This is a genomic window from Streptomyces sp. NPDC054847 (genome assembly GCF_053610925.1).
Genome location: NZ_JBSGZJ010000043.1, coordinates 1 through 22,590, shown reverse-complemented (window position 1 = coordinate 22,590; position 22,590 = coordinate 1). Strand labels below are relative to the sequence as shown.

Sequence of the window (22,590 nt, the reverse complement as noted above, 5' to 3'; positions counted from 1 at the left end):
TCCTCACCACGACAGGGCCCGCGTCCCCCGGGGACGCGGGCCCTGTCGTGTCCGTACGGGTACCGGCGCGGACTTCACCCCCGGGGGCCGCACCTGGCAGGATCAGGGGACGTCTGACCTGACGCAGTGGGACGGGAAGCGGGGACGAGAACATGAGCACGCCGAATCCGTACAGGGACGGGGAGCCCGAGTACCAGTGGGGGCCCAGCCAGCCGCCCGGCAGCACGCCTGCCTACGGCTACCCCAACGCCGCACCGGGGTACGGCTACCCGCAGGACCCGGCGCCGGGTTACTCGCAGACACAGCCCGCGGGAGTCCCGGTGCCGTACACGGGCCCTCCCGCTCCGACGGGCGGCGCGCCGCTGGTGTCGATCGGGGACATCACGGTGATGGGTGACTCGATCGTCACTCCCGCCGGCACGATGCCGCTCAAGGGCTCGGTGTGGAACGCGACGGACATGTCGCGGACCGAGGAGAAGATCCCGACGCACGCGATCGTGCTCGCGATCGTCTTCTTCATCTTCTGTCTGCTGGGGCTGCTGTTCCTGCTGATGAAGGAGAAGACCACCACGGGCTTCATCCAGGTCACGGTGACCAGCGGCGGCAAGCACCACTCAACGATGATCCCGGCCCAGGGCCCGGAGACGTTCCAGATGGTGATGGGGCAGATCAACTACGCGCGCTCGCTGAGCACCATGTAGTCACGGCCGTCACGACGCGAGGGCCCGCCGGATCTGACGCAGTGTCGCCGTGTGACCGACACGGTCCACGAGCCGCATCAGCTCCGCGCGCCCCGCGCCGCCCTCCAGGTCCGCGAGCGCCCGAACCGCGGCCCCCGCCACGACCGCCTTGACCGGCGGCCGTTCGACGAGGGCGGCCAGGGCGCGGACGGAGTCGGGGTGGGGCGGCAGCAGCGCCAGCAGCCTGGCGATGCCCCGTATCACCGTCACGTCGCACGGGTCGTATCCGCCGTCCTCGGCTCCGCCGCCGTGGGCGGCCAGTTCGGCCCACGGAGTGACGGTGCGCCGGACGGTGTCGGGATCGACGCCGCGGAGGATGTCCGCCGCCCCCCGGTCCCAGCGCTTGGTGGGAGCGGCGGGCGCCGCGCGCAGATGGGCGACCAGAGCGGGCCAGGGGGCGCCGAGGCCGGGCAGTTCGGCACGGATTCGGTCGGCCCACGGCTCACCCGGGTCGAGCAGCGGGAGGGGGATCCGCTCCAGCAGCACGGCCGCCCACTCGTTGGCCATGTACGCGGATCTGCGCAGCAGTCCGACCACCGCGTCCGACAGCGGCTTCCCGGCGTCCAGCACCGCTTCGGCCACGGCGGGGAGTTCGTCGCTGACCCCGGCGCTGTACCACTCCAGTGCCCAGCCCTCCAGGAGGGCGGTCCACCGCTCGTACCACTCGTCGGGCGCGAACCCCCGCGAGACCACGGACAGCAGAACCAGGGCGCGCCGGCGCAGGGCCGGCGCCGTGTCAGGGGCGTCGGCACAGCGGGCCAAGAGGTCGGCCATGGCGCGGCGGCGCTCCTCGGGCATGTCCCGCAGGCAGGTGGCCACCCCGTGACCCGCGTGCTCGGTCGCAAAGAGCAAGTCCCGCGCGAGGCCGGCCGGTCCGGCCGTGACGGCGAGGCGCGCGACGGCGGCGATCCGCTCGGGGTCCTCCCACGGCGAGAGCAGACCGGCGGACGGCGCGGGTGTCGTCACAGCTGGCTCAGGATGGTGGGATCGGTGATGTCCGTGTCCCGGGCCAGGAGCATCGCCTTGCTGAGGATCACGGAGATCATCCGGTCGCCCTCGAACGGCAGATGCCCCGGGTCCGCCGTGGCGGCGCCCGCCTGGGGGACGATGCACAGATAGCGCCCGTGCGGGTCGATGAGGACGTTCCCGGAGCCGAGGTGGACGCGGTACTCGTGGCGGTCGCCCCGGACGCGGAGGAAGCGGCCGTCGACCGTGCAGCGGTCGGCGATCGCGAGCCTGGGCACGAGGCGGGCCAGCAGGTCCCTGCGTGTCGCGGCCGTCTCCGAGAGCTCCCCGAAACCGTACGACGTCCAGTAGTCGCGGTGGCGGCCGCCCGGGCCGCCGTCCTGCCAGGAAGGGTCGTTGCCGATGGAGGCCACGCCCACGAACAGGTCGGCGTCCCGGAGGACTTCGGAGAGGACGAGGTCCGGTATCTCCGTGAACGGGACCGGTCCGTGCCCCTCAGCGCTGTGGGAGCGGCCGAGGTCGGGGCGGTAGTCGCCGCCTGTGGCGTGCGCCCGGTTGGCCGGGGCGCCGAGCCGGTGGAATCGCACCTGGTCGGTGGAGATCCTGGTGTACGCGCCGGCCCCCGTGAGGTCGCCGTCCTCCCGGCCGCCGACGCCTTCGACCCAGAACTCCGCGCGCAGGCCCCACTCGGGCAGTTCGCGGCACGCGGGCGGGTAGCTGTCGTCGACGCACAGCCGGAGCCGGGCGGTCCATCCGCGCGCCGCCGCCAGGGCGTTGAACTGGTGCTGGCGCAGCACATGGCCCGCGAAGCGGTTCGAGTACGTCCCGGTGACGCGCTCGGCGTCGGTGAGCGGGTAGACCTCGCGGTGGGCCTGCTTGAAGGGCTGCGTGACCTGCTTCGCCTCCAGCCACTCGCGCCAGGCGGCGACTTCCGCGGCGGGCCTGCCGACCGGGTGCCACAACGACACGGGTGCGGTGCCCGTGACGCACATCGGGTCACCGTCGAGGGTGCGCAGGTCGGTGCCGTCGAAGGCGACGGGTGTGCCGCCGACCAGCCAGACGAGGCGGCGGGCGACCGTGCCGGCGAGCGGATGGTCCAGCAGTCGCTCGCGCCACGCCTGGTAGGTCCAGCTCCTGCGGGCCAGGAACTGCCGGTCGAGCCGCTCCGAGCAGGCCGTGAGCATCTTGTCGATGTCCTTGGCGGCGGCGCGCAGTGCCTTCACCTCGTCGGGGAAGTCGCGCCGCACGGCGGCCGGTGGTGACTTTAGTTCCTTGCCTGCGGCCGTCCGCCAGGTGAGCACCGCCCTGCCGCCGTGGACGCCGAGCACGGCGGTGGTGTCGCCGAGCGGCTGTTCGCCGCGGCCCACTTCGGTCAGGCCGTAGGCGGGAACGGCCAGTTCCTCGATGTCCTCGCGCCGCAGACCCAACGCCTCCGCGCGGGCGTCGAGCGCCGCGCCGAGTTGCTTGAGCGTGCCCTTGTAGGTGACCTTGACGGAGAGTCTGGCCAGCTCCGCGAGTGCCGCCTCGCCCGTGGCCGCCGACAGGGCGGTGACGCCCGCGCCCGCGATCTTCGGAGCCCGTGGGCCGACGCCGGGGACCTTGCGCAGGGCCGTCTCCACGAGGGCGCCGAGTGCACGGGTGAGGTCCCGCGAGGGCGGCAACTGTGCGGCGAGCCAGGCGGCGCCGCGGAGGGCGTCGGTGTTGCACGGGTCGAACAGGGCGTTGTGGTCGGGCCATCCCGGCCGCGTGTACAGCGTGAGGGTGCGGGGAGCGGCTGTCAGCCGGAGCCAGCCCAGCACCGCCCGCTGGAGCTCGCCGGGCCCGATCTCGTCGATCAGGGCGGCCGCGGCCTGCTGCCACTTGGCGGTGGGCCGGGCCGATGTCGCGGTACGCAGGTGTTTCAGCAGCCGTCTTCCGGCGTCCCCGAGACGCCCGGCGTCCGCGAGGGCCTGGTCCGCCCATGCCTCTCCGGGGTTGAGGAGAGGGTCCTCGATGCCCTTGAGCAGCACGGCCAGTTCGGGCGAGTGGGCGTAGGTGTCGGTCATGGTGCGTCGCAGCAGGGCGACGAACGGGCCGGGCAGGCCGCGTCCCGCGTCCAGTTCGCCCCGGGCCAGGGAGACCAGCTCGGCGTAGGTGTGCAGGGAGTAGGCGGTGCCCAGTTCTTCGATGCGCCGAAGCCGTTCCACGCTGAACTCCCCCTCGGGCAGGCCACGGCCGGCGATGCCGGCGAGGGTCATCACCACGCTGCGCACCCGCTCGGTGTCCCCGCCGTCCTGGTGGCGGAGGACCAGGGCATCGGCGAGACGCCTGCGCAGGTCGGTGTCCAGATCGCCGATCAGCTGCGGGATCCGTGCCCGCTCGCCGTCCCAGCGGTTTCCGGCGAGGGTGCCGATCCGCACCAGGTCCCGGGCCAGCCCGGCCATGTCGCCGTCCGCGATGCGGGTCTCGACCCGGCGGACGGCGTCACGGTCCTGTGTCGTCGTCGCCATCAGCCACCCACCAGGGGGACGAGCCGGAGGAAGGTGACCTCGGTGGAAGCGGTGAGTTCCACGCGCTCGTCGAGATCGGTGAGCTGGCGGTCCCCGACGAGCACCAGGAAGCCGTTGCTTCCGAAGGCAGCGAGGGCGCGCTCGTACGCCTCCTGGGCGCCCTCGGCCGTCTCCTGGAAGACGCGGCGGCGGATCAGCTCGCGCAGGGCCAGGCGCTCTTCCGCGACGGGCAGCCCCAGGGCGTCCCGCCGGTCACCCGATGTCGTCTCGTCGACGAAGGTCACCATTGCCATGGCCGAACAGTAGGACGCCGCACTGACAGTCAGGTCCCGGGGGGCGTGTCCAGCGGGGAGACCGGACGCTCGAAGAACGTCTCCAGCGAGACCGTCGCCTGGGTGCCGCTGACGCCTTCGATCGCGTACAGCCTGCGCAGCACGTCCTGGAGTTGTTCGGTGGTGGCGGTGCGCACCTTCACGAGCACGGAGGCGCTGCCCGCGATGACGTGGGCCTCCTGGATCTCGGGGATCGCGGCGAACGCTTCCGCGGACTCGCCCATCCACGCGGAGGACTCGACCATCACGAACGCCAGGACTCCGCGCCCCAGGGCCGCCGGGTCCACCTCGACCGTGGTGCGGCGGATGACGCCGCGTTCCCGCAGTTTCCGTACGCGTTCGTGCGCGGCGCCGGCGGACAGGCCGACCGCCTTGCCGAGGGCCGCGTAGGCCGAGGTGGCGTCCTCCTGGAGGAGGGCGATGAGTTCACGGTCGACGGCGTCCATGGTTGGCGACCATAGCGCCTTCCGGCTCACCCTTGGCGGGCCGAAGCTTGTTCGGAGTCCTCCCCTGCCGGGCTGATGACGTCCCGGCCGAGCCGGTGGCCGATCGTCGACTTGCCGGACGGCCGCGGGCCCGTTGTCTGCGGCGGGCCCGCGGTCCGCGGGTCTACCGGGTGACGTGTTCGGCGAGGAATCCGGTGATGAGGGGGGTGACTTCCGCGGGCCGTTCCAGGCTGGGCAGATGCTGGGCCCAGGGCAGTTCCACGTGGCGGGCGCCGGGGATCAGAGCCGGCAGGCCGGCCGCGATCTGCCGGAAGTCCTCCACGTCGTGCGCGCCGGAGACAGCGAGGCAGGGTGCGTCGATGCGGGAGAGGTCGGGCTCGGGCGGCTGAGCAGGTCCGGCCTCGGCCTCTCCGGCACCGTCGGCGGCGCCTTCTGCGGGCTCCGCGTCCGCAAACTCCTTCTCGGCGGCCAGTTGTACGTCGAAGGCGTGCCGCTGCATCTTCCGCACGGCTTCGCGTGTCTCGTCGTCGGCCTCCGGCCCGAGCCAGGTGGAGACGTTCAGTTCGACGGCCGCCTCGAGGTCACCGGCCTCGATCAGGGCGTCCTCCTGCCGGCCGAAGGCCCTGAGCTGCGGGCCCGGTGGCCGGCCCGGCTGCCCGGCGAAACAGAGCAGTACGAGCGCGGCGGCCAGCTCCGGCCTGCGCGCGGCCACCTCCAGGGCGACCTTGCCGCCGTAGGACGACCCGATCAGGGCGGCCCGGCGTATGCCGAGGGTGTCGAGGAGTGCGAGGACGTCGTCGGCGTCGCTGTAGGGGCCCGTTTCCGCGGGCGTTTCGCCGAATCCCCGGAAGTCGCAGCGCACCACCTCGTACCCGGTGTCCGTGAGCGACTGCCACTGGAAGTCCCACATCCGCCGGTCGCACACGCCCGAGTGCAGGAGTACGACGGTGGGGCCTTGGCCGGTCCGGTCGAAAGAGATCGTCATGGTGCCTGACCTTAAGGGCCCCTTGCCGCCTGCGGCACACCTTTTCCACGACCGCTTGAACATGTTCAAAAGGAGGTCTACAGTCAGGACCGCCAGCTTTTGAACATGTTCAAGGGAGGGTGGGGCATGGACCTCACTGTTGTCACGTACGTCGCCTACCTGCTGATCAGCGTCGGCCTCACCGTCTGGGTCGCACGCACCCTCAGCAAGAACGGCCGGATATTCCTCGCCGACGTACTCAAGGGGAACGAGAAGCTGGCGGAGGCCGTCAACCACCTTCTGGTGGTCGGCTTCTACCTGGTGAACCTCGGCTTCGTCGCCCTCTACCTGAGGACGGCCGATGCGATCGAGGAGACCCGCGGTCTCCTGGAAGCACTGTCCGTCAAGATCGGTGTCGTCCTGCTCGTCCTCGGCGTCATGCACCTCGGGAACGTCTACGTCCTCAACAAGATCCGCCGTCGCGGAGTGATGGAGGACCGGCAGACCCCGCCGGTCGGCCCCCAGGGGTGGACCCAGCAGGCACCCGCGGGCCCGTGGACCCCGCCGGCCCCCGGCCGGGCCGGAGCGTGACACCGATGAGCCTCGCGGTCCGGGCACTGACCGTCCTGTACGACGCCGACTGCTCCCTCTGCGTGCACCTGCGGAGCTGGCTGCTGCGGCAGCCCCAGCTCGTGCCGCTCCGGTTCGTGCCCGCCGGGTCGGACGCGGCGCACCGCGCCTATCCGCAGCTCGACCACGCCCGCACGATGCGCGAGATCACCGTCATCGGCGACCGCGGCCAGGTCTACTCGGGCCAGGCGGCATGGATCGTGTGCCTGTGGGCACTGGCCGAGCACCGGCCGAAGGCCCACTGGCTCGCCACCCCGGCCGGCGCCCCGTTCGTGCGCGTCACGATGCTCGCGGCGGCCAAGTACCGCGAGATGACGGGGGCGGGGGCGGGTGCCGCTCCCTGCGACGACCGGTGCTCCGCACCCGACTAGGCTCGGACACCGTGACTGAAGCGAACGACCCGGCCGACACGAGGGCCCCCAAGAGCGAGCAGACCCGGACGCTCATCCTCGAGACCGCGCTCCGGCTCTTCCAGGAGCGCGGCTACGACAAGACGACGATGCGGGCCATCGCCAAGGAGGCCGGGGTCTCGGTAGGGAACGCGTACTACTACTTCGGCTCCAAGGAACACCTCGTCCAGGGCTTCTACGACCGGATCGCCGCGGAGCACCAGGCGGCGGTCCGGCCCGTGCTGGACAAGGAGACCGACCTCGAGTCGCGGATGGCGGGAGTGCTGACCGCGTGGCTGGACATCGCCGCGCCGTACCACGAGTTCGCGGCCCAGTTCTTCAAGAACGCGGCCGACCCGGAGAGCCCGCTCAGCCCCTTCTCGCCCGAGTCGGAGCACGCCCGCGAGGCCGCCATCGACGTCCACCGGGAGGTACTGGCCGGGTCGAAGTCGAAGGTGGCGGAGGAGCTGCGGGACGTCCTCCCCGAGTTGATGTGGCTCTCCCAGATGGGACTGGTCCTGTACTGGGTCTTCGACCGTTCCGAGGGAAGCGAGCGCAGCAGGCGGCTGGCCGAGCGCGGTGCGCGGCTGACCGCCCGGGGTGTGGCCCTGGCCCGTTTCCGGGTACTGCGCCCGCTCGTCCGCGAAGTGCATGAGCTGTTCACGGACTTCCTCCCCGGCATGGCGGAGACCGTGGCGGCGCGCAAGAAGGACTGACCCGCCCGCGGGCGGGAGTCTCCTACGCCTGACGCGACGCCAGCTCCACGACGGTGATGTCCGAGGACGCCCCGACGCGCACCGGAGGGCCCCAGGCGCCCGCACCCCGGCTCACGTACAGCTGGGTGTCGCCGTAGCGTTCCAGGCCGGCCACGGTGGGGTTGGCCAGTGCCGCCAGATGATTGCCGGGCCACAGCTGACCGCCGTGCGTATGACCGGACAGCTGAAGGTCCACGCCCTGCTCGACGGCGTCGTGGATGACGACGGGCTGGTGGGCGAGGAGCACGGCGGCGCGGGCGCGGTCCCGGTCGCCGAGGGCCTTCACGAAGTCGGGACCCTGCCCCTCGTCCTCGCCGGCCACGTCGTCGACGCCGGCCAGGTCGAAGCCGCCGGCGATCTCGACGCGTTCGTTGCGCAGGGGGCGCAGGCCGAGTTCCCGGACGTGGTCGACCCACTCGTCGGCGCCGGAGAAGTACTCGTGGTTGCCGGTCACGAAGAACGATCCGTGGCGGGAGCGGAGCCGGGCGAGTGGCTCGGCCGCGGACCCGAGGTCGGCCACAGACCCGTCGACGAGATCGCCCACGACGGCGACCAGGTCGGGCTGGGTGGCGTTGATGGAGTCGACGATGCGCTGCGTGTGGGACCGGCCCAGGATCGGCCCGAGGTGGATGTCGCTGACGACGGCGATACGGAAGCCGTGCGCCGCCCGGGGGAGCTTCGCCAGCGGAACGGTCACACGCTTGACGCGCGGGCCCCGGAGCACGCCGTACGTGCCGTACCCGACGGTTCCGAGCGCGGCGGTGGCGGCTGCGCCGCCGACGACGCGGGACACGAACAGCCGCCGCGACACGCCCGTGGCGGGGCGGGCGTCGTCCCCGGCACCGGCGGTGGCGTCCGTGGCCCCGTGGGGTGCCGCAGGGCCGCCGGTGCCGGTGTCTGCGTCTGCTTCTGGGTCTGTTTCTGCGTCCGTGGCGGACGGCTGCGTCGCGGGGGCGCTGTCGACGGCGACCGCCGCGGCCCGGCCATGACCGGCCCCGGCGTCCTCACCCTTCCCGCCCACGGCGGCACCGGCGCCGGCAGGAGGCAGCCGGTCCCCCGCCGTCCCGGACGCCTGTGCCGCGGCTGTGGCACCGGACGGCTCCGAGGGCTCGCCGTCCTCGTCCGGGCCGCCCGCGGCAGCGCGGTCCCGGCGGTCCAGCACCCTGCGCAGCACGGGACGTACCGCCTCGCCGACCAGCAGTGCCAGGACCAGGTACAGCAGTACCGCCAGCCAGAGGTAGCCCGGCCAGGCCAGGACCCGCTCCAGCCAGAAGGGCGCACCGACGCGCCCCGAGGTGAGGGCGGCGAAGGACAGCAAGGGCAGCACCCAGATCGCCGCCGTACCGAGCCGGCGGGCGAGCCCGCCCGGAGCGGTCGTGTCGCGGACGAGCCGGCGCCACACGTACCAGTGCACCCCGGCGAGCAGGGAGACCACCAGAATGATCACGAGCACGACGACCGCCGCCACGATCAGTTCCCCGTTCCCTGACCGCGCTCACGGCGCGAAGCGCGTACGCCGCGCAACCCGATGACCCCGATGACCGTCCCCAGAACAAAGGACGTAACGGCGAGCAGCAGATGGACCCAGAAGTAACCGGTGGGGTCGCCCGCGTCGTCGAAGGCGAGCCCGCTGCCGTCCTTCCACAGGTTTTTGACGAAAGTGATCCAGATGAACCAGCTCCACACCCCGAACGCGAGCAGGAACCAGGAGACGGAGCGGCTGAGCTTCATGAAGCAAGTATCGCGGCCGTCCGCCGACCGGGTTGTTCGGGGTGGGCTGTCCTGGCGTCAGTTCCGGACGAACAGCGGGCCGATCTCCATATTTTCAGACCGGCCCTGTACGTTCTCGTCCGTGTCTGCTCTGAAAACCACCGCGCGAAGGACCGCGTTGACGGTCCTGGCCGCCGCCTTGCTGTCCGCGATGACCGCTGCTCCGGCCTTCGCGGCCACGCAGGAAACCAATCCGGAGCGGAAGAAGCCGAAGCCGCCGGCGGTCATGTCCTCAGTCGGCGGGTCCCTGCTGGCGAAACCGGGTACACAGGTCCGGCTCGGCCCCGGCGCGCCCGTCCTCCCCAAGGACGTCAGCGGCAGGTCCTGGATCGTCGCGGACGCCGAGAGCGGGGAGGTGCTCGCCTCGCACAACGCGCACTGGCGGCTGCCCCCGGCCTCGACCATGAAGATGCTCTTCGCGGACACGCTGCTGCCGCGGCTGCCGAAGACCACGGTCCACAAGGTCGCCCCCGAGGAACTCGCCGACGTCGGCGCCGGCAGCAGCCTCGTCGGGATCAAGGAGAACCACACCTACTCGGTCCACGACCTGTGGCTCGGCGTCTTCCTGCGTTCCGGCAACGACGCCGTCCACGTCCTGTCGGCGATGAACGGCGGTGTCGGCCGCACGGTCGCGGACATGCAGGCGCACGCGGAGGAGCTCCAGGCACTCGACACCAAGGTCGTCTCACCCGATGGCTACGACGCCCCGGGCCAGGTTTCGTCCGCCTACGACCTCACGCTGATCGCCCGCAGCGGCATGCAGAAGAAGGACTTCCGCGAGTACTGCTCCACGGTGAGCGCCGACTTCCCCGGCGAGCAGGAGAAGGGCAAGAAGCGCGGCACCTTCAAGATCCAGAACACCAACCGGCTGCTCACCGGGGCGAGCGGCATCAGCCCGTACAAGGGCATCGCGGGCGTGAAGAACGGCAGCACCACGCACGCCGGCTCGACCTTCACCGGTGTCGCGGAGCGCAACGGCAAGGTGCTGCTCGTCACCGTCATGAACCCGGACTCGGGCGAGAGCCAGGCCGTCTACAAGGAGGCGGGCAGGCTTCTGGACTGGGGCTTCGCGGCGGCCGGCAAGGTGCAGCCGGTGGGTGAGCTGGTCCCGCCGAAGTCGGCGGAGCCTGCGGCGTCCCTCGACCCGCAGCCCGTCAAGAACGACGGGGACAAGGACGGCTCCACCGACCCGGTCGCCGCCTCACAGACCGGCACGAGCGGATTCGGCGTCGCGCTGAGCGTCGCCGGCGCCGTGCTGGCAGGTCTCGGGACCACGATGTTCCTGATCAAGCGCCGGTGGCCGCTGCCGGACCGGGTGCGTCGCGCGCCTCGTCCGTAGCGGGCCGGGCGGGCTCCTCCTTGCTCTGCGTCGCCGTCCAGGCGGCGCAGAACAACAGCAGCTTGGCGGTGAAGTTGATCCACAGCAGCAGGGCGATCGGCACGCCGAACGCGCCGTACATGCTCCGCGAGGCGACCCCGCTGATGTAGCCGCCGAGCAGCAGCTTGAGCAGTTCGAAACCGACCGCGCCGATCAGCGCGGCCACAAACAGACGACGGCGCGGCGGCTGGACCCCGGGCAGCAGGGTCAGCACGTAGAGAAGGATCAGGAAGGTCGCCAGCACACCGACCGCGACGGCGGCGATCTTCAACAGCACCCCGCCGACGCCGCCCTCGTCGAGGCCGAGCAGTTCGGCGGTCCGGCCGACGGTCATGGAAGCGAGCGCCGAGGCCGCGAACGAGGCGAGGCCGGTGCCGCCGAGACCGGCGAGCACCCCCACGTCCTTGATCTTCCGGACGACCGGATTGCCCTCGTCCTCGTCGTCGAGCTCCCACACGGCCCGCAGGCACTCCCGCATCGAGCCGACCCAGCCCACACCCGTCAGCAGCAGCAGCGCGCCGGCGACGACCCCCACGGTGCCCGCGTTGGCCACCAGTGCCTGGATGTCGAGCTGGTCGGAGATGCCGGGCACCTGTTCGGCGATCTTGTCGTCGAGCTTGTCCAGCGCCTGCTGGTCGAGCGCGGCGGCGATGATCGCCGCCGCGACGGTGATCAGCGGGAAGAGCGCCAGGAAACTCAGGAAGGTGATCGCGGCGGCCAGGCGCGTCCAGTGGACCCGGTCGAGCGTCTCGTACGACCGCCAGGCATGGGTGCGCATCAGCCGCTGCACCATCGGACCCACGACGGGAAGCTTGATCAGCCAGTCCATGGGCTACGCCTACCCGCCGTGACGCCACGCAGGCAGGCGGCACGCCGGAACGGCGTCGAACGCTACGCGCGGTGACCGGTGCGCCAGGGTCTTTCGTTTGGATCAGGCCGGATCAGGGAGCGGGGTCTGGTGCGTGCGATCGCAAGGCGGAGGAGGGAGGCTGGGGGTGCCCCCGTGCCCGGAGGGCTACGGGGGAGGAGCCATGGCGACCGACGACAACGCGGCGTGGGGGCACCTCCCGTGCCCGGAGGGCTACGGGGGAGTGCGTGCCAGGGTCCGCGAGCCCGGCATGATCCAAACGAGAGGCCCTAGGTCAGAGGGTGGTGACGTGGTCGTCGACCGGAGCACCCTGCGGGGGCACACCGGAGATGCCGCCGCCGAAGGCGAAGGTGCTGAGCTTGCGCCACACGGCGTCCGCGCCCTGCTCGTAGAGCGCGAAGGAGGCGCAGGTCCACTCGGCGCCGTACTCGGACAGCTCCTCGTACGCCCGGTCCATCGCCTCCTCGGAGATGCCGTGCGCCACCGTGACGTGCGGGTGATAGGGGAACTGCAGTTCGCGCACCAGCGGCCCGGACGCGTCACGCACCCGCTTCTGCAGCCAGGTGCAGGCGGAGCCGCCCTCGACGACCTGGACGAAGACCACGGGCGACAGCGGGCGGAACGTGCCGGTGCCGGACAGCCGCATCGTGAAGGGCCGGCCGGCGGCGGCGACGGACGCGAGGTGCGCCTCCACCGCGGGAAGCAGCGACGAGTCGACCTCGGTGGGCGGCAGCAGGGTGACGTGAGTCGGAATGCCGTGCGCGGCGGGATCACCGAAGCCCGCGCGCCGCTCCTGGAGCAGGCTGCCGTAGGGCTCCGGGACCGCGATCGAAACGCCGAGCGTTACGGTCCCCACGTCGTTCTCCTCAGTCCTCGGTACGGATCGGTGAGTGGGTGTGCAGCCGCCAGTGTGGCGGCTGCACCCTCGCTGTGGCCAGAGTCCTTGGACACAGGTCCTCCGACTCTTTGCGGCTCAGTGCTTGGCGGGGACGAATCCCAACTTGTCGTACGTGTCGGCCAGCGTCTCCGCCGCGACCGCTCGGGCCTTCTCCGCGCCCTTGGCCAGGACCGAGTCCAGCGTCTCCGTGTCGTCCAGGTATTCCTGCGTACGGGTCCGGAACGGTGTGACGAAGTCGACCATCACCTCGGCCAGGTCCGTCTTGAGCGCACCGTAGCCCTTGCCCTCGTACTTCTGCTCCAGATCGGCGATGGCCGTACCCGTGAGGGTGGAGTAGATCGTGAGCAGGTTGCTGACGCCCGGCTTCTCCTCGGCGTCGAAGCGGATCACCGTGTCGGTGTCGGTGACGGCGCTCTTGACCTTCTTCGCCGTCGCCTTCGGCTCGTCGAGGAGATTGATCAGGCCCTTGGGCGTGGAGGCCGACTTGCTCATCTTGATCGTCGGGTCCTGGAGGTCGTAGATCTTGGCGACCTCCTTGACGATGTACGGCGCGGGGACGGTGAACGTCCGGCCGAAGCGGCCGTTGAAGCGCTCCGCGAGGTCGCGGGTGAGCTCGACGTGCTGGCGCTGGTCCTCGCCGACCGGCACCGCGTCCGCCTGGTACAGCAGGATGTCCGCGACCTGGAGGATCGGGTACGTGAAGAGACCGACCGTGGCACGGTCGGCGCCCTGCCGGGCGGACTTGTCCTTGAACTGCGTCATGCGCGAGGCCTCACCGAAGCCCGTGAGGCAGTTCATGACCCACCCGAGCTGGGCGTGCTCAGGAACATGGCTCTGCACGAACAGGGTGCAGCGCTCGGGATCGAGACCGGCCGCGAGCAGCTGGGCGGCGGCGAGCCGGGTGTTGGCACGCAGCTCCGCCGGGTCCTGCGGGACGGTGATCGCATGCAGGTCCACGACCATGTAGAAGGCGTCGTGGGTCTCTTGCAGCGCGACGTACTGGCGGATGGCGCCGAGGTAGTTCCCGAGGTGGAACGAACCGGCGGTGGGCTGGATACCGGAGAGCGCGCGGGGTCGGGATGAGGCCATGCACACCATTCTCTCAGGTGCGGAACCGATCTCCGGCCGCCGGTGTATCAATGGTGTGAGGACGCGGGAGGGGACCCTCGAGCGGGGTCCGGAGGGGGGCCGCCTCGTCGATGCCGAGGGCGCGGTGATCGCCCGCGTGCGCGCCGGAGAGCCGGAGGCGTACGCGGAGCTGGTCCGCGCGCACACGGCGGTCGCGCTGCGGGCGGCGGTGGCCTTCGGAGCGGGCGCGGACGCGGAGGACGTGGTGCAGAGCTCGTTCCTCAAGGCGTATCAGGCGCTGGGGCGCTTCCGGGAAGGGGCGGCGTTCAGGCCGTGGCTGCTCCGGATCGTCGCCAATGAGACGAGGAACACAGTGCGTTCGGCGGTGCGGCTGCGGGCGGTCGCCGGCCGGGAGGCACTGCTGCTGGGACCCGAGCCGCTGATACCCGAGTCGGCCGATCCGGCGCTGGCCGCCGTCGCGCGGGAGCGGCGCGGGGTGCTGCTCGCGGCCCTGGCCGAGCTGACGGAGGAGCAGCGACAGGTCGTCACCTACCGCTATCTGCTGGAGATGGACGAGGCGGAGACGGCGGAGGCGATCGGCTGCCCGCGGGGCACGGTCAAGTCCCGGCTGAACCGCGCCCTGGCACGGCTGGGGCGGCTGATAAGCGGTGAGGGAGGTGAGGGGCATGGCTGACGGGGCCGAGGAGCGACGCGACGAGCGGGGCGTGGGCGCCGGTGAGGACCGCGCGGAGGCACCAGGGGCGCCGGCGCACGACGGGCAGGAGCGGCGCGAGAGAAGGCATGAGGGGCACGACGACGGGCGCGAGCAGCCCGGGTCGGCGCACGGCGGGCACGAGGAGTTGGCGGAGGAGCTGCGCGGGCTGGGGCGCGGTCTCCGCATCCCGGACGTGGACGGCGCGACCATGGCGGAACGGGTCCTGGCGCAGCTCCTCGCCGAGTCGGCCGCGACGCCGGCCACGCCGGAGGTGGTGGCGCTGAGCGGCCCGTGGGCCCCGGCCGTCACCCGCAGGCGGCGGGCGGTGCGGTGGCTGCGCCGGCGGTGGCGCGCGCTGTCGGTGGGCCTGTCCGGAGTGCTGGTCGTCCTGGTGCTGACCCCGCCCGTGCGGGCGGCTGTCGCCGACTGGTTCGGCTTCGGTGGGGTCGAGGTGCGCCACGACCCCACGGCCCGGCCGTCGAAGGCCGCGGCCGTGCCGTGGTGCGAGGACCCGGTCGGACTCGCGGAGGCGGGCCGGCGGGCCGGGTTCACGCCCAGGGTGCCCGGCGCGCTGGGCACCCCGCAGGCGGTCTCGGTGGCCGTGAGGCCGGAGGGGCGTTCGGTGGTGAGCCTGTGCTGGCGCGAGGACGGCAGGACGGTCCGGCTGGACGAGTTCCCGGCGCGGCTCGACATCGGCTTCGCCAAGCAGGCCAGGCTGATGCCGCAGTGGCTGATGCTGGGCGACGACGGGACGCGGACGGGCACGCCGGAGTCGACCGGGTTGTGGTTCTCCGAACCACACCGGCTGCGCTTCATGATGATCGACGCCCACGGCGACGACTGGGTCCAGGCCGAGCGGACGGCGGGGCCGACGCTGCTGTGGACCACGGCCGACGCCGTGACCACGCTGCGCCTGGAGGGTGTGGCGTCGGTGCGGCGGGCGGAGGAGATCGCCGAGTCGGCCCTCTGACGGCCGCGCGCGGTCCGCGAGCGCGATGGGACGGTGGTGCGGTGAACCGGTGGGCGTGCGGGCGCGTGGGTGCGTGGCCGCGTGGGCGCGCTGGGTCACGGGGTCGGGTGGTCGGCGAGATCGGCGAGATTGGCCAGTCCGCGGGATCCGCAATATCCGTCAAAGATTTCCGCCGCCGGGACGGAACCCGAGGCGCTCGGGCGGTGTACCAGAGATGACGCGGGTGCGGAGGGTCCGGGCCGTGCGTCGGCTGGGGGAAGTATGCGACTGCTACGACGAGTTGCCGCACTGACGGTCCTGTTCGCGCTGACGTGGGTGTTCGCGCCCGTGGCCGCGGCCGGCGGTCCGACGAGCGTGTTCCTCACCTCTCCGGAGAGCGGCGAGACGGCCTCGCTGTACTACTCCGACAAGGAGTACGGGACGCTGACCGACTTGCTGGGGCCGACGGGTTCCGACGGCACGAAGGAGCGGCCGCCGTCCCTCGACATGGCGATGGGGACACGGCAGATCACGGTGACGTGGATGGTCCACGATGTGGATCCGTGGCGGGTCGACCGGGTGTATCCGGGCGAGGCGCGCGACACCGTGTGGATACACACCTCGACGGAGAGCGGCGGGGAGCAGGGGACCTGGCACACGGCGCAGCGGCCCGGCGAGCTGGTCGAGTTGGTCCGCGAGCTGGGACTGATGGGTGAGAAGTCGCCGTCCGGGGGTGGAGCCGCGGGATACCCGGCGCCTTGGGAGCAGGCCGCCGGCGCGACGGAGGAGGCGTCGGCCGAGTCCCTCGCCACGCGGCCGGCCGAGGACCGGCCCCGGTCGGCGGCGGCGTCGACCGCCACGACCGGCTGGTGGTGGTCGATACCGGGCCTGGCGGCCGGCGCGGCCCTCGCTCTTCTCCTCAGTCGGCTGCTGCCGTCCTTCCCGCTCCGCCGTGGCACCGGCGACCCGGGGCCGCGCCAAGAACTACTGGACGCTTCCTAGCGACGCGGCGGCCCGCCGGGGCGGGGCCTCGTCGGCCCGGCCCGGTCCGGGCCGGGTCCGGCCCGGGTCCGGCGCTGCGCGGCACGGCCTCAGTCCGGCCCGGCATGGCACGGCATGGCCCGGACCGGGGCCTCGTCGGCACGGCTCAGTCCGGCGCCGCGTGGCCGGGGGCGGCCCGGCCGGCGCGGCGCGAGGGCGGCCGGGCGCGGCCCGGATAGCGACGGCTCAGGCAGAAAGGCCGGGTGCCGGATGCGCGGCCATCAGGTCGGCCACCTCGGCGCGAATCGTGGCGAGCTCGCCCTCGTCGCCCTTGCCGGCCGCGGTGACGCCCCGGTCGATCCACGCGGCGACGGCGGCCATGTGCTCCGTGCCGAGGCCACGGGAGGTCAGGGACGGCGTGCCGATGCGGATGCCGGACGGGTCGAACGGCTTCCGCGGGTCGTAAGGGACGGTGTTGTAGTTGACGACGATCCCGGCCCGGTCGAGCGCCTTGGCCGCCACCTTGCCGGGGACGTCCTTGGAGGTGAGGTCCATCAGGATCAGGTGGTTGTCGGTCCCGCCGGACACCAGGTCGAAACCACGCGCGAGCAGCGCCTCGGCGAGTGCCTTGGCATTGGCGACCACCTGGGCGGCGTAATCACGGAAGGAGGGCTGCGCCGCCTCGTGGAGGGCGACGGCGATGGCGGCGGTGGTCTGGTTGTGCGGACCGCCCTGGAGCCCGGGGAACACCGCCTTGTCGATGGCCTTGGCGTGTTCCTCACGGGACATCAGCATCGCGCCGCGCGGCCCGCGGAGCGTCTTGTGGGTGGTGGTGGACACGACGTCGACATGCGGCACGGGCGAAGGATGGGCGCCACCCGCGATCAGACCGGCGATGTGCGCGACGTCGGCGACGAGTACGGCGCCCGCCTCCCGGGCGATGTCCGCGAAGGCGGCGAAGTCGATGGTGCGGGGCAGCGCCGTGCCGCCGCAGAAGATGACCTTGGGCCGTTCCTTGAGGGCGAGCTCGCGCACCTCGTCGAAGTCGATGAGGCCGGTGTCCTGGCGTACGCCGTACTGGACGCCGCGGAACCACTTTCCGGTGGCCGAGACGCCCCAGCCGTGGGTGAGGTGGCCGCCCATGGGGAGAGCCATGCCCATCACGGTGTCACCGGGCTCGGCGAAGGCGAGATACACGGCGAGGTTGGCGGGCGAGCCGGAGTACGGCTGGACGTTGGCGTGCTCGACGCCGAAGAGTGACTTGGCGCGGGCGACGGCGAGCCGCTCGACCTGGTCGATGTTCTGCTGGCCCTCGTAGTACCGGCGGCCGGCGTAGCCCTCGCTGTACTTGTTCTGAAGCACCGTGCCGGAGGCCTCGAGCACGGCCTGGGAGACGTAGTTCTCGCTGGGGATGAGCCGCAGCGTCTCGGACTGGAGCTGCTCCTCCGCGCCCACGAGAGCGGCGAGCTCCGGGTCGGTCGTGGAGAGAGCGGGGTGGGAGAGGGGAAGGGTCATCGGAATGGTCCTCCGGGGCGATCCGTGGTCGTCGGTCGTGTTCCCGGGGTGCCCAGGCGGGGCGACACCTCGTGCGAAAGCCCGCGCACGGCTTCCTCGGGGTCGTTTCCCCGTACGCCAGTCGCCGCGCGTGCCGCCCACAGTAGCGGCCCGCCGGGCCGCCGCGCGGTGTCGTCCACACTGCGAGCCGCGGCCGGAGAGCGACGATGGAGGAGAGCGCCGGCCGCGCCGGCGCCGGAGGTCCGTCCCGACGATCGGAGGCCCCGTGCCGAGCTCGACATCCGCCCTCGCCGCCGCGGAGGCGCACAGCGCGCACAACTACCACCCGCTGCCGGTCGTCGTCGCCTCGGCGGACGGCGCCTGGATGACGGATGTCGAGGGACGCCGCTTCCTCGACATGCTCGCCGGATACTCGGCCCTCAACTTCGGGCACACCAACCGCCGGCTCGTCGAGGCGGCGAAGGCGCAACTGGAACGCGTGACGCTGACCTCGCGCGCCTTCCATCACGACCGGTTCGGGGAGTTCTGCGCCCAGCTCGCGGAGCTGTGCGGGATGGAGACGGTCCTGCCGATGAACACCGGTGCGGAGGCGGTGGAGACGGCCGTCAAGACCGCCCGCAAGTGGGGGTACCGGGTCAAGCGGGTGCCGGACAACATGGCCAAGATCGTGGTGGCGGCGAACAACTTCCACGGCCGGACGACCACGTTGATCAGTTTCTCGACCGACCCGGTGGCGCGGGCCGACCACGGGCCCTACACACCCGGGTTCGAGATCGTCCCGTACGGGGACCTGACCGCGATGGACGCGGCGGTCACGGAGAACACGGTGGCCGTGCTGCTGGAGCCGATCCAGGGCGAGGCCGGGGTGCTCGTGCCGCCGGCCGGGTATCTGCCGGGCGTCCGCGCGCTCACCCGCGAGCGGAACGTGCTGTTCGTCGCGGACGAGATCCAGTCCGGCCTGGGCCGTACGGGCAGGACGTTCGCCTGCGAGCACGAGGGCGTGGTGCCGGACATGTACGTGCTCGGCAAGGCGCTGGGCGGCGGTGTGGTTCCGGTGTCGGCGGTGGTGTCCTCGGCGGAGGTGCTCGGCGTCCATCGGCCGGGTGAGCACGGTTCGACGTTCGGCGGCAACCCGCTCGCGTGCGCCGTCGCGCTGGAGGTGATGGCGATGCTGCGCACCGGCGAGTTCCAGCGGCGGGCCACCGAGCTGGGTGAGCGTCTCCACCGGGAGCTGGGCCTGCTGGCCGCCGAGGGTGCGGTGACCGCCGTGCGGGGACGCGGGCTGTGGGCCGGTGTGGACGTCGCGCCGGACCGCGGCACCGGCCGGGAGGTGTCGGAGAAACTGATGGATCGCGGCGTGCTGGTGAAGGAGACCCAGGGCGCCACGATCCGGATCGCTCCGCCGCTGGTGATCAGCGAGGAGGACCTGGACTGGGGCCTTGCCCAGCTCCGGGCGGTACTGACGGACCGACCCGCACACACGTCCACGCCGACGACCTGACCGACGGGCCGGGCTGCGCCCGCCCAGGCCGCGCTGCGTCGAGCCGGGCCCACCGCGCCACGCCGGGCCCGGCGGGAGCCCCGGCCCCGCCCGGCGTACGGGAGGCCGTGACGCGCCCGGTGGGGCGTGGCTCACGCCAGTGAGCGGCACAGCGCGTCGAGCGCGCCCGACCACGCGCTGTCCGGCGGGGTCGCGTATCCGACGACGAGCGCGTCGCCGCGCGGTGGGGCGTCCGGATGCCGGAAGCGGCCCATCGGCTCGACGGCCAGACCGTGCCAGGCCGCGGCCCGCACGGCTGACTGCTCGGTGCCGGGCGGCAGTTCGAGGACCGCGTGCAGCCCGGCGGCGATTCCGCTCACCCGGACGCCGGGGGCGTGCTCCGCCAACTGCCGCACCAGATGGTCGCGGCGGCGCCGGTAACGCAGCCGCATGCCCCGCACATGCCGGTCGTAGGCGCCGGACGCGATGAACTCGGCCAGGGTGAGCTGGTCGAGCGAGCTCGACGTCCACTCGACGCCGCCCTTGGCCGCGAGCACCTCCCCCACCAGGCTCTGGGGCAGCACCATCCACGCCAGCCGCAGTCCGGGCGCCAGGGACTTGCTCGCCGTTCCCATGTGGACGACGTGCTCCGGGTCGAGGCCCTGGAGCGCGCCGACGGGCCGGCGGTCGTAGCGGAACTCCCCGTCGTAGTCGTCCTCGAGGATCAGGCCGCCCGTCCTGCGGGCCCAGTCGACGGCCGCGGTCCGCCGGTCCGGGTGCAGCGGCATCCCGACGGGGAACTGGTGGGCGGGCGTCATCAGCACCGCGCCGACGCCCCGTAGCCCGCCCTCGCCCAACCCTGCCGGGTCGGTGCCCAGTTCGTCGAAGGGGAGGGCCGGGATGCGCAGTCCCGCCTCGGTCAGCACGTTGCGGTGCTCGTCCAGTCCGTACGACTCGACCGCCACCTCCCTGACCCGGCGCTGCCGCAGCACCTTGCCCATCAGCATGAGCCCGTGCACGAATCCGGAGCAGATCACGATGCGTTCGGGGTCCGCGTGCACGCCGCGCGCGCGGGCCAGGTAGTCGGCCAGCACGGTCCGCAACTCGACGCGTCCGCGCGGGTCTCCGTAACCGAAGGCCTCGTGGGGAGCGGCGTCCAGCGCCCGGCGGGCCGCCTTGAGCCACTCCGCACGGGGGAAGGACGCGAGATCGGGGCTGCCGGGGAGCAGGTTGTAGGCGGGCCGGCCGCGGGCCGGGCGGGTGCTCGCCGTGCCGGGTGCGGTCTTGCGGGGCGCGGAGCGGCGGGCCACCCGGGTGCCGGATCCCTGCCGTGCGGTGAGCCAGCCTTCCGCGACCAGTTCCGCGTAGGCGTCGGCGACCGTGTTGCGGGCGATGCCCAGGTCGGCGGCGAGCGAGCGGGACGACGGCAGCCGGGTTCCCGGTGCGAGCCTGCCGGTGCGGGCGGCCTCCCGCAGCGCGTCCGTCAGGCCCTGCCGCAGCCTCGGCCCGCGTACCTCGAGGTGGAGGTCCGTACCGGAAGTGGACCAGGATTCCGTCATGGAAATGGACCATACCGTTGCGCCACCGGGCCTCTAGGGTCGAGCTCATGACGACCACGAACGAGATCAACGCCCCGGAGCACACCCCCCGCCTGGCCATGATGGAGCTGGCTCCCGACGTCTACAAGGCCATGGTCAAACTCGACCAGGCCGCCCGCCGGCACCTCGACCCGGTGCTGCTGGAGCTGGTGAAGATCCGCGCCTCGCAGATCAACCACTGCGCGTTCTGCCTCGACATGCACAGCAAGGACGCGCTCGCGGCCGGCGAGTCGGTGGAGCGGATCGTGCAGCTCAGCGCCTGGGACGAGTCGCGGCACTTCTACACGGAGAAGGAGATCGCGGCGATCGAGCTGACCGAGGCGGTCACCGTGCTCACCGACGGTTTCGTGCCCGACGAGGTCTTCGAGAAGGCAGCCAAGCACTTCGAGGAGACCGAGCTGGCCCATCTCGTCGCGGCCATCACTGTCATCAACGCCTGGAACCGCTTCGGGGTGACCGCCCGCCTGGTTCCCGGCCACTACACGCCCGGTTCGCTGAAGCACTGACGGGGACACGATGACCGCGACAGCGGGGGCGTTCCGCGCCCTGCACCACGGCCGGGAGGCCGCAGACCCGCTCGTACTGCCGGGACCGTGGGACGCGGCGAGCGCCCGCGCCTTCGCCGACGCCGGCTTCCCCGCCCTGGCGACGCCGAGCGCGGGCGTGTCGGCGTCCCTCGGCCACGAGGACGGCGAGACGCCCGCGGACGAGATGTTCGCGGCCGTCGCCCGCATCGCACGCGCCGTCGACGTCCCCGTGAGCGCCGATGTCGAGGACGGCTACGGCCTGCCGCCGAAGGAACTGGTGGCGCGGCTCCTGGAGGCGGGCGCGGTCGGCTGCAACCTGGAGGACACGGACCGCTCGACGAAGCGGCTGAAAGACCCGCGGGCGCACGCCGACTGGCTGGCCGAGGTCCGTGCGGAGGCGGGTGACGAGCTGTTCGTGAACGCCCGCGTCGACACGTTCCTGCGCGGGGTGGACGATCCCGAGCAGGCCGTGGCCCGCATCCGGCTGTATGTCGAGGCGGGTGCCGACTGCGTCTACCCGATCACCGTGCCCTCGGCGCGACTGCCGCTGCTGCGTGCCGCCACCGACGCACCGATCAACGTGTCCGCGCCCGCGTCGGACCCGCCGCTGGCCGAACTCGGCCGGCTGGGCGCGACCCGGATCACCTTCGGCCCCGGTCTGCACCGGCGGGCCCAGGCGGTGGTGGCGGACATCGCCCGCGAGTTGCACAGGCGGCGTCCGGCCAAGCTCTGAAGACGCTCAACTCCGGTTGTTGCCGGCCGTTCCCGGGAGACGATCACCTCATGCTCGGACTCACGAAGAAGGAACTGTCGGTGGTGGTGCTGCGCGACGCGGAAGGCATCGAGGCCGCCCTCCACGCCGCGCTGGAGCAGGCCGCGCCGGAGGAACGGCCGGGGCTGGAGCGCGCCCTGGCCGTCGTCGCGGAGGCGTCCGCGGCGACGGACGAGGAGCTGCGGGCCCGCTGGGTGGGGCAGCGGATGGACGCGGCGGGGGTGCGCGGCCCGGCGGACTCGGTCGAGGCGATCAAGGCGCTGCGCGAGGCCGCTCCCGGCCTCAGCCTCCTGTCGGCGGTGCAGCTGGCGAAGTCCGCGGAGTCCGTGCGCCGCGGCGCGTGAGAAGGCGCGGTGCCCC

At 72.3% G+C, this 22,590-nt stretch carries 24 protein-coding genes and 1 riboswitch; of the genes, 12 read left to right on the top strand and 12 right to left on the bottom strand.

Annotated features, from left to right (window positions below; translation table 11 throughout):
- The first annotated feature begins 152 nt into the window (after window positions 1-152).
- Window positions 153-701 (top strand): hypothetical protein, encoded by a 549-nt coding sequence (locus ACWGH4_RS07910; protein WP_189466655.1) that lies wholly within the window; start codon window positions 153-155, stop codon window positions 699-701.
- A 9-nt stretch (window positions 702-710) separates the two neighbouring features.
- Here the strand turns inward: ACWGH4_RS07910 and ACWGH4_RS07905 are convergent, their stop codons facing one another.
- The 5 genes from ACWGH4_RS07905 to ACWGH4_RS07885 all read right to left on the bottom strand — a co-directional run bounded on the left by ACWGH4_RS07905 (window position 711) and on the right by ACWGH4_RS07885 (window position 5,958).
- Entirely contained in the window at window positions 711-1,706 is a 996-nt protein-coding gene (locus ACWGH4_RS07905; protein WP_453457099.1) for a hypothetical protein, read from the bottom strand.
- On the bottom strand, window positions 1,703-4,195 hold the full coding sequence (locus ACWGH4_RS07900; RefSeq protein ID WP_453457096.1) for a DUF4132 domain-containing protein: 2,493 nt from the start codon (window positions 4,193-4,195) through the stop codon (window positions 1,703-1,705). Before ACWGH4_RS07900 ends, ACWGH4_RS07905 begins: the two co-directional genes overlap by 4 nt.
- A complete protein-coding gene (locus ACWGH4_RS07895) occupies window positions 4,195-4,488 on the bottom strand; it encodes a hypothetical protein (RefSeq protein WP_453457093.1) in 294 nt (97 codons plus the stop codon). Before ACWGH4_RS07895 ends, ACWGH4_RS07900 begins: the two co-directional genes overlap by 1 nt.
- 29 nt (window positions 4,489-4,517) lie before the next feature.
- Window positions 4,518-4,973, bottom strand: a complete 456-nt coding sequence (locus ACWGH4_RS07890; protein WP_441263801.1) for an Lrp/AsnC ligand binding domain-containing protein — start codon at window positions 4,971-4,973, stop codon at window positions 4,518-4,520.
- Between the two features lie 163 nt (window positions 4,974-5,136).
- Window positions 5,137-5,958 (bottom strand): alpha/beta fold hydrolase, encoded by an 822-nt coding sequence (locus ACWGH4_RS07885; RefSeq protein WP_453457088.1) that lies wholly within the window; start codon window positions 5,956-5,958, stop codon window positions 5,137-5,139.
- A 126-nt stretch (window positions 5,959-6,084) separates the two neighbouring features.
- Between ACWGH4_RS07885 and ACWGH4_RS07880 the strand changes: the two genes are divergently transcribed.
- From ACWGH4_RS07880 to ACWGH4_RS07870, 3 genes are read left to right on the top strand one after another with little or no spacing between them, the layout of a single operon-like run.
- Complete coding sequence (locus ACWGH4_RS07880; protein WP_453457085.1) at window positions 6,085-6,528, top strand: hypothetical protein; 444 nt, start codon at window positions 6,085-6,087, stop codon at window positions 6,526-6,528.
- A gap of 5 nt (window positions 6,529-6,533) precedes the next feature.
- Window positions 6,534-6,938, top strand: coding sequence for a thiol-disulfide oxidoreductase DCC family protein (locus ACWGH4_RS07875; RefSeq protein WP_453457082.1), 405 nt, complete (start codon window positions 6,534-6,536; stop codon window positions 6,936-6,938).
- A gap of 11 nt (window positions 6,939-6,949) precedes the next feature.
- A complete protein-coding gene (locus ACWGH4_RS07870) occupies window positions 6,950-7,672 on the top strand; it encodes a TetR family transcriptional regulator (RefSeq protein WP_189466671.1) in 723 nt (240 codons plus the stop codon).
- A 22-nt stretch (window positions 7,673-7,694) separates the two neighbouring features.
- On the opposite strand, the gene ACWGH4_RS07865 is transcribed toward ACWGH4_RS07870, so the two are convergent.
- Both ACWGH4_RS07865 and ACWGH4_RS07860 read right to left on the bottom strand, forming a co-directional pair.
- A complete protein-coding gene (locus ACWGH4_RS07865) occupies window positions 7,695-9,179 on the bottom strand; it encodes a metallophosphoesterase (RefSeq protein ID WP_453457077.1) in 1,485 nt (494 codons plus the stop codon).
- Between the two features lie 2 nt (window positions 9,180-9,181).
- Entirely contained in the window at window positions 9,182-9,442 is a 261-nt protein-coding gene (locus ACWGH4_RS07860) for an SCO4848 family membrane protein (protein WP_159688293.1), read from the bottom strand.
- On the opposite strand from ACWGH4_RS07860, the gene ACWGH4_RS07855 reads away from it, so the two are divergent.
- Window positions 9,432-10,820: a D-alanyl-D-alanine carboxypeptidase family protein gene (locus ACWGH4_RS07855; protein WP_453457110.1), complete on the top strand. Its 1,389-nt coding sequence runs from the start codon at window positions 9,432-9,434 to the stop codon at window positions 10,818-10,820. The genes ACWGH4_RS07860 and ACWGH4_RS07855 overlap by 11 nt on opposite strands.
- Here the strand turns inward: ACWGH4_RS07855 and ACWGH4_RS07850 are convergent.
- The 3 genes from ACWGH4_RS07850 to trpS form a co-directional block, all read right to left on the bottom strand.
- Window positions 10,768-11,688, bottom strand: coding sequence for a YihY/virulence factor BrkB family protein (locus ACWGH4_RS07850; protein WP_441263796.1), 921 nt, complete (start codon window positions 11,686-11,688; stop codon window positions 10,768-10,770). The genes ACWGH4_RS07855 and ACWGH4_RS07850 overlap by 53 nt on opposite strands.
- A 313-nt stretch (window positions 11,689-12,001) precedes the next feature.
- Window positions 12,002-12,583 carry a 2'-5' RNA ligase family protein gene (locus ACWGH4_RS07845; protein WP_307707890.1) on the bottom strand — a complete coding sequence of 194 codons (582 nt, stop codon included), beginning with the start codon at window positions 12,581-12,583 and terminating at the stop codon, window positions 12,002-12,004.
- 117 nt (window positions 12,584-12,700) lie between these two features.
- The gene (trpS, locus tag ACWGH4_RS07840; protein WP_453457072.1) at window positions 12,701-13,714 is read right to left on the bottom strand and encodes a tryptophan--tRNA ligase; all 1,014 of its coding nucleotides are present in this window, start codon (window positions 13,712-13,714) and stop codon (window positions 12,701-12,703) included.
- Between trpS and ACWGH4_RS07835 the strand changes: the two genes are divergently transcribed.
- The 3 genes from ACWGH4_RS07835 to ACWGH4_RS07825 all read left to right on the top strand — a co-directional run bounded on the left by ACWGH4_RS07835 (window position 13,713) and on the right by ACWGH4_RS07825 (window position 16,359).
- Window positions 13,713-14,387: an RNA polymerase sigma factor gene (locus ACWGH4_RS07835; RefSeq protein WP_453457069.1), complete on the top strand. Its 675-nt coding sequence runs from the start codon at window positions 13,713-13,715 to the stop codon at window positions 14,385-14,387. The two genes, trpS and ACWGH4_RS07835, sit on opposite strands and share 2 nt — an antisense overlap.
- A complete protein-coding gene (locus tag ACWGH4_RS07830; protein WP_453457066.1) occupies window positions 14,380-15,378 on the top strand; it encodes a hypothetical protein in 999 nt (332 codons plus the stop codon). The genes ACWGH4_RS07835 and ACWGH4_RS07830 overlap by 8 nt, the downstream gene beginning before the upstream one ends.
- A gap of 261 nt (window positions 15,379-15,639) precedes the next feature.
- Entirely contained in the window at window positions 15,640-16,359 is a 720-nt protein-coding gene (locus tag ACWGH4_RS07825) for a hypothetical protein (protein WP_453457063.1), read from the top strand.
- 225 nt (window positions 16,360-16,584) lie between these two features.
- Here the strand turns inward: ACWGH4_RS07825 and ACWGH4_RS07820 are convergent, their stop codons facing one another.
- Window positions 16,585-17,853: a serine hydroxymethyltransferase gene (locus ACWGH4_RS07820; protein WP_453457060.1), complete on the bottom strand. Its 1,269-nt coding sequence runs from the start codon at window positions 17,851-17,853 to the stop codon at window positions 16,585-16,587.
- A gap of 43 nt (window positions 17,854-17,896) precedes the next feature.
- Window positions 17,897-17,988, bottom strand: a riboswitch (ZMP/ZTP riboswitch).
- Between the two features lie 130 nt (window positions 17,989-18,118).
- Between ACWGH4_RS07820 and rocD the strand changes: the two genes are divergently transcribed.
- Window positions 18,119-19,354 (top strand): ornithine--oxo-acid transaminase, encoded by a 1,236-nt coding sequence (gene rocD / locus ACWGH4_RS07815; protein ID WP_453457057.1) that lies wholly within the window; start codon window positions 18,119-18,121, stop codon window positions 19,352-19,354.
- A 131-nt stretch (window positions 19,355-19,485) separates the two neighbouring features.
- Here rocD and pdxR read toward each other — a convergent pair whose 3' ends face one another.
- Window positions 19,486-20,892 carry a MocR-like pyridoxine biosynthesis transcription factor PdxR gene (gene pdxR / locus ACWGH4_RS07810; RefSeq protein WP_453457054.1) on the bottom strand — a complete coding sequence of 469 codons (1,407 nt, stop codon included), beginning with the start codon at window positions 20,890-20,892 and terminating at the stop codon, window positions 19,486-19,488.
- Between the two features lie 47 nt (window positions 20,893-20,939).
- Here pdxR and ACWGH4_RS07805 point away from each other — a divergent pair, with 47 nt between their 5' ends.
- From ACWGH4_RS07805 to ACWGH4_RS07795, 3 genes are read left to right on the top strand one after another with little or no spacing between them, the layout of a single operon-like run.
- Window positions 20,940-21,437: a carboxymuconolactone decarboxylase family protein gene (locus ACWGH4_RS07805; RefSeq protein WP_441263787.1), complete on the top strand. Its 498-nt coding sequence runs from the start codon at window positions 20,940-20,942 to the stop codon at window positions 21,435-21,437.
- 10 nt (window positions 21,438-21,447) lie between these two features.
- The gene (locus tag ACWGH4_RS07800) at window positions 21,448-22,191 is read left to right on the top strand and encodes an isocitrate lyase/PEP mutase family protein (RefSeq protein ID WP_453457050.1); all 744 of its coding nucleotides are present in this window, start codon (window positions 21,448-21,450) and stop codon (window positions 22,189-22,191) included.
- Between the two features lie 50 nt (window positions 22,192-22,241).
- Window positions 22,242-22,574 carry a hypothetical protein gene (locus ACWGH4_RS07795; RefSeq protein ID WP_453457047.1) on the top strand — a complete coding sequence of 111 codons (333 nt, stop codon included), beginning with the start codon at window positions 22,242-22,244 and terminating at the stop codon, window positions 22,572-22,574.
- The last annotated feature ends 16 nt before the right edge of the window (window positions 22,575-22,590 follow it).

Bases quoted from the DNA above. Each gene is read 5' to 3' on its own strand.
- ACWGH4_RS07910 (WP_189466655.1), top strand. From the start codon at position 153: ATGAGCACGCCGAATCCGTACAGGGACGGGGAGCCCGAGTACCAGTGG.
- ACWGH4_RS07900 (WP_453457096.1), bottom strand. From the start codon at position 4,195: ATGGCGACGACGACACAGGACCGTGACGCCGTCCGCCGGGTCGAGACC.
- ACWGH4_RS07895 (WP_453457093.1), bottom strand. From the start codon at position 4,488: ATGGCAATGGTGACCTTCGTCGACGAGACGACATCGGGTGACCGGCGG.
- ACWGH4_RS07890 (WP_441263801.1), bottom strand. From the start codon at position 4,973: ATGGACGCCGTCGACCGTGAACTCATCGCCCTCCTCCAGGAGGACGCC.
- ACWGH4_RS07885 (WP_453457088.1), bottom strand. From the start codon at position 5,958: ATGACGATCTCTTTCGACCGGACCGGCCAAGGCCCCACCGTCGTACTC.
- ACWGH4_RS07880 (WP_453457085.1), top strand. From the start codon at position 6,085: ATGGACCTCACTGTTGTCACGTACGTCGCCTACCTGCTGATCAGCGTC.
- ACWGH4_RS07875 (WP_453457082.1), top strand. From the start codon at position 6,534: ATGAGCCTCGCGGTCCGGGCACTGACCGTCCTGTACGACGCCGACTGC.
- ACWGH4_RS07860 (WP_159688293.1), bottom strand. From the start codon at position 9,442: ATGAAGCTCAGCCGCTCCGTCTCCTGGTTCCTGCTCGCGTTCGGGGTG.
- ACWGH4_RS07850 (WP_441263796.1), bottom strand. From the start codon at position 11,688: ATGGACTGGCTGATCAAGCTTCCCGTCGTGGGTCCGATGGTGCAGCGG.
- ACWGH4_RS07835 (WP_453457069.1), top strand. From the start codon at position 13,713: ATGCACACCATTCTCTCAGGTGCGGAACCGATCTCCGGCCGCCGGTGT.
- trpS (WP_453457072.1), bottom strand. From the start codon at position 13,714: ATGGCCTCATCCCGACCCCGCGCGCTCTCCGGTATCCAGCCCACCGCC.
- ACWGH4_RS07830 (WP_453457066.1), top strand. From the start codon at position 14,380: ATGGCTGACGGGGCCGAGGAGCGACGCGACGAGCGGGGCGTGGGCGCC.
- ACWGH4_RS07825 (WP_453457063.1), top strand. From the start codon at position 15,640: ATGCGACTGCTACGACGAGTTGCCGCACTGACGGTCCTGTTCGCGCTG.
- ACWGH4_RS07820 (WP_453457060.1), bottom strand. From the start codon at position 17,853: ATGACCCTTCCCCTCTCCCACCCCGCTCTCTCCACGACCGACCCGGAG.
- pdxR (WP_453457054.1), bottom strand. From the start codon at position 20,892: ATGACGGAATCCTGGTCCACTTCCGGTACGGACCTCCACCTCGAGGTA.
- ACWGH4_RS07805 (WP_441263787.1), top strand. From the start codon at position 20,940: ATGACGACCACGAACGAGATCAACGCCCCGGAGCACACCCCCCGCCTG.
- ACWGH4_RS07800 (WP_453457050.1), top strand. From the start codon at position 21,448: ATGACCGCGACAGCGGGGGCGTTCCGCGCCCTGCACCACGGCCGGGAG.
- ACWGH4_RS07795 (WP_453457047.1), top strand. From the start codon at position 22,242: ATGCTCGGACTCACGAAGAAGGAACTGTCGGTGGTGGTGCTGCGCGAC.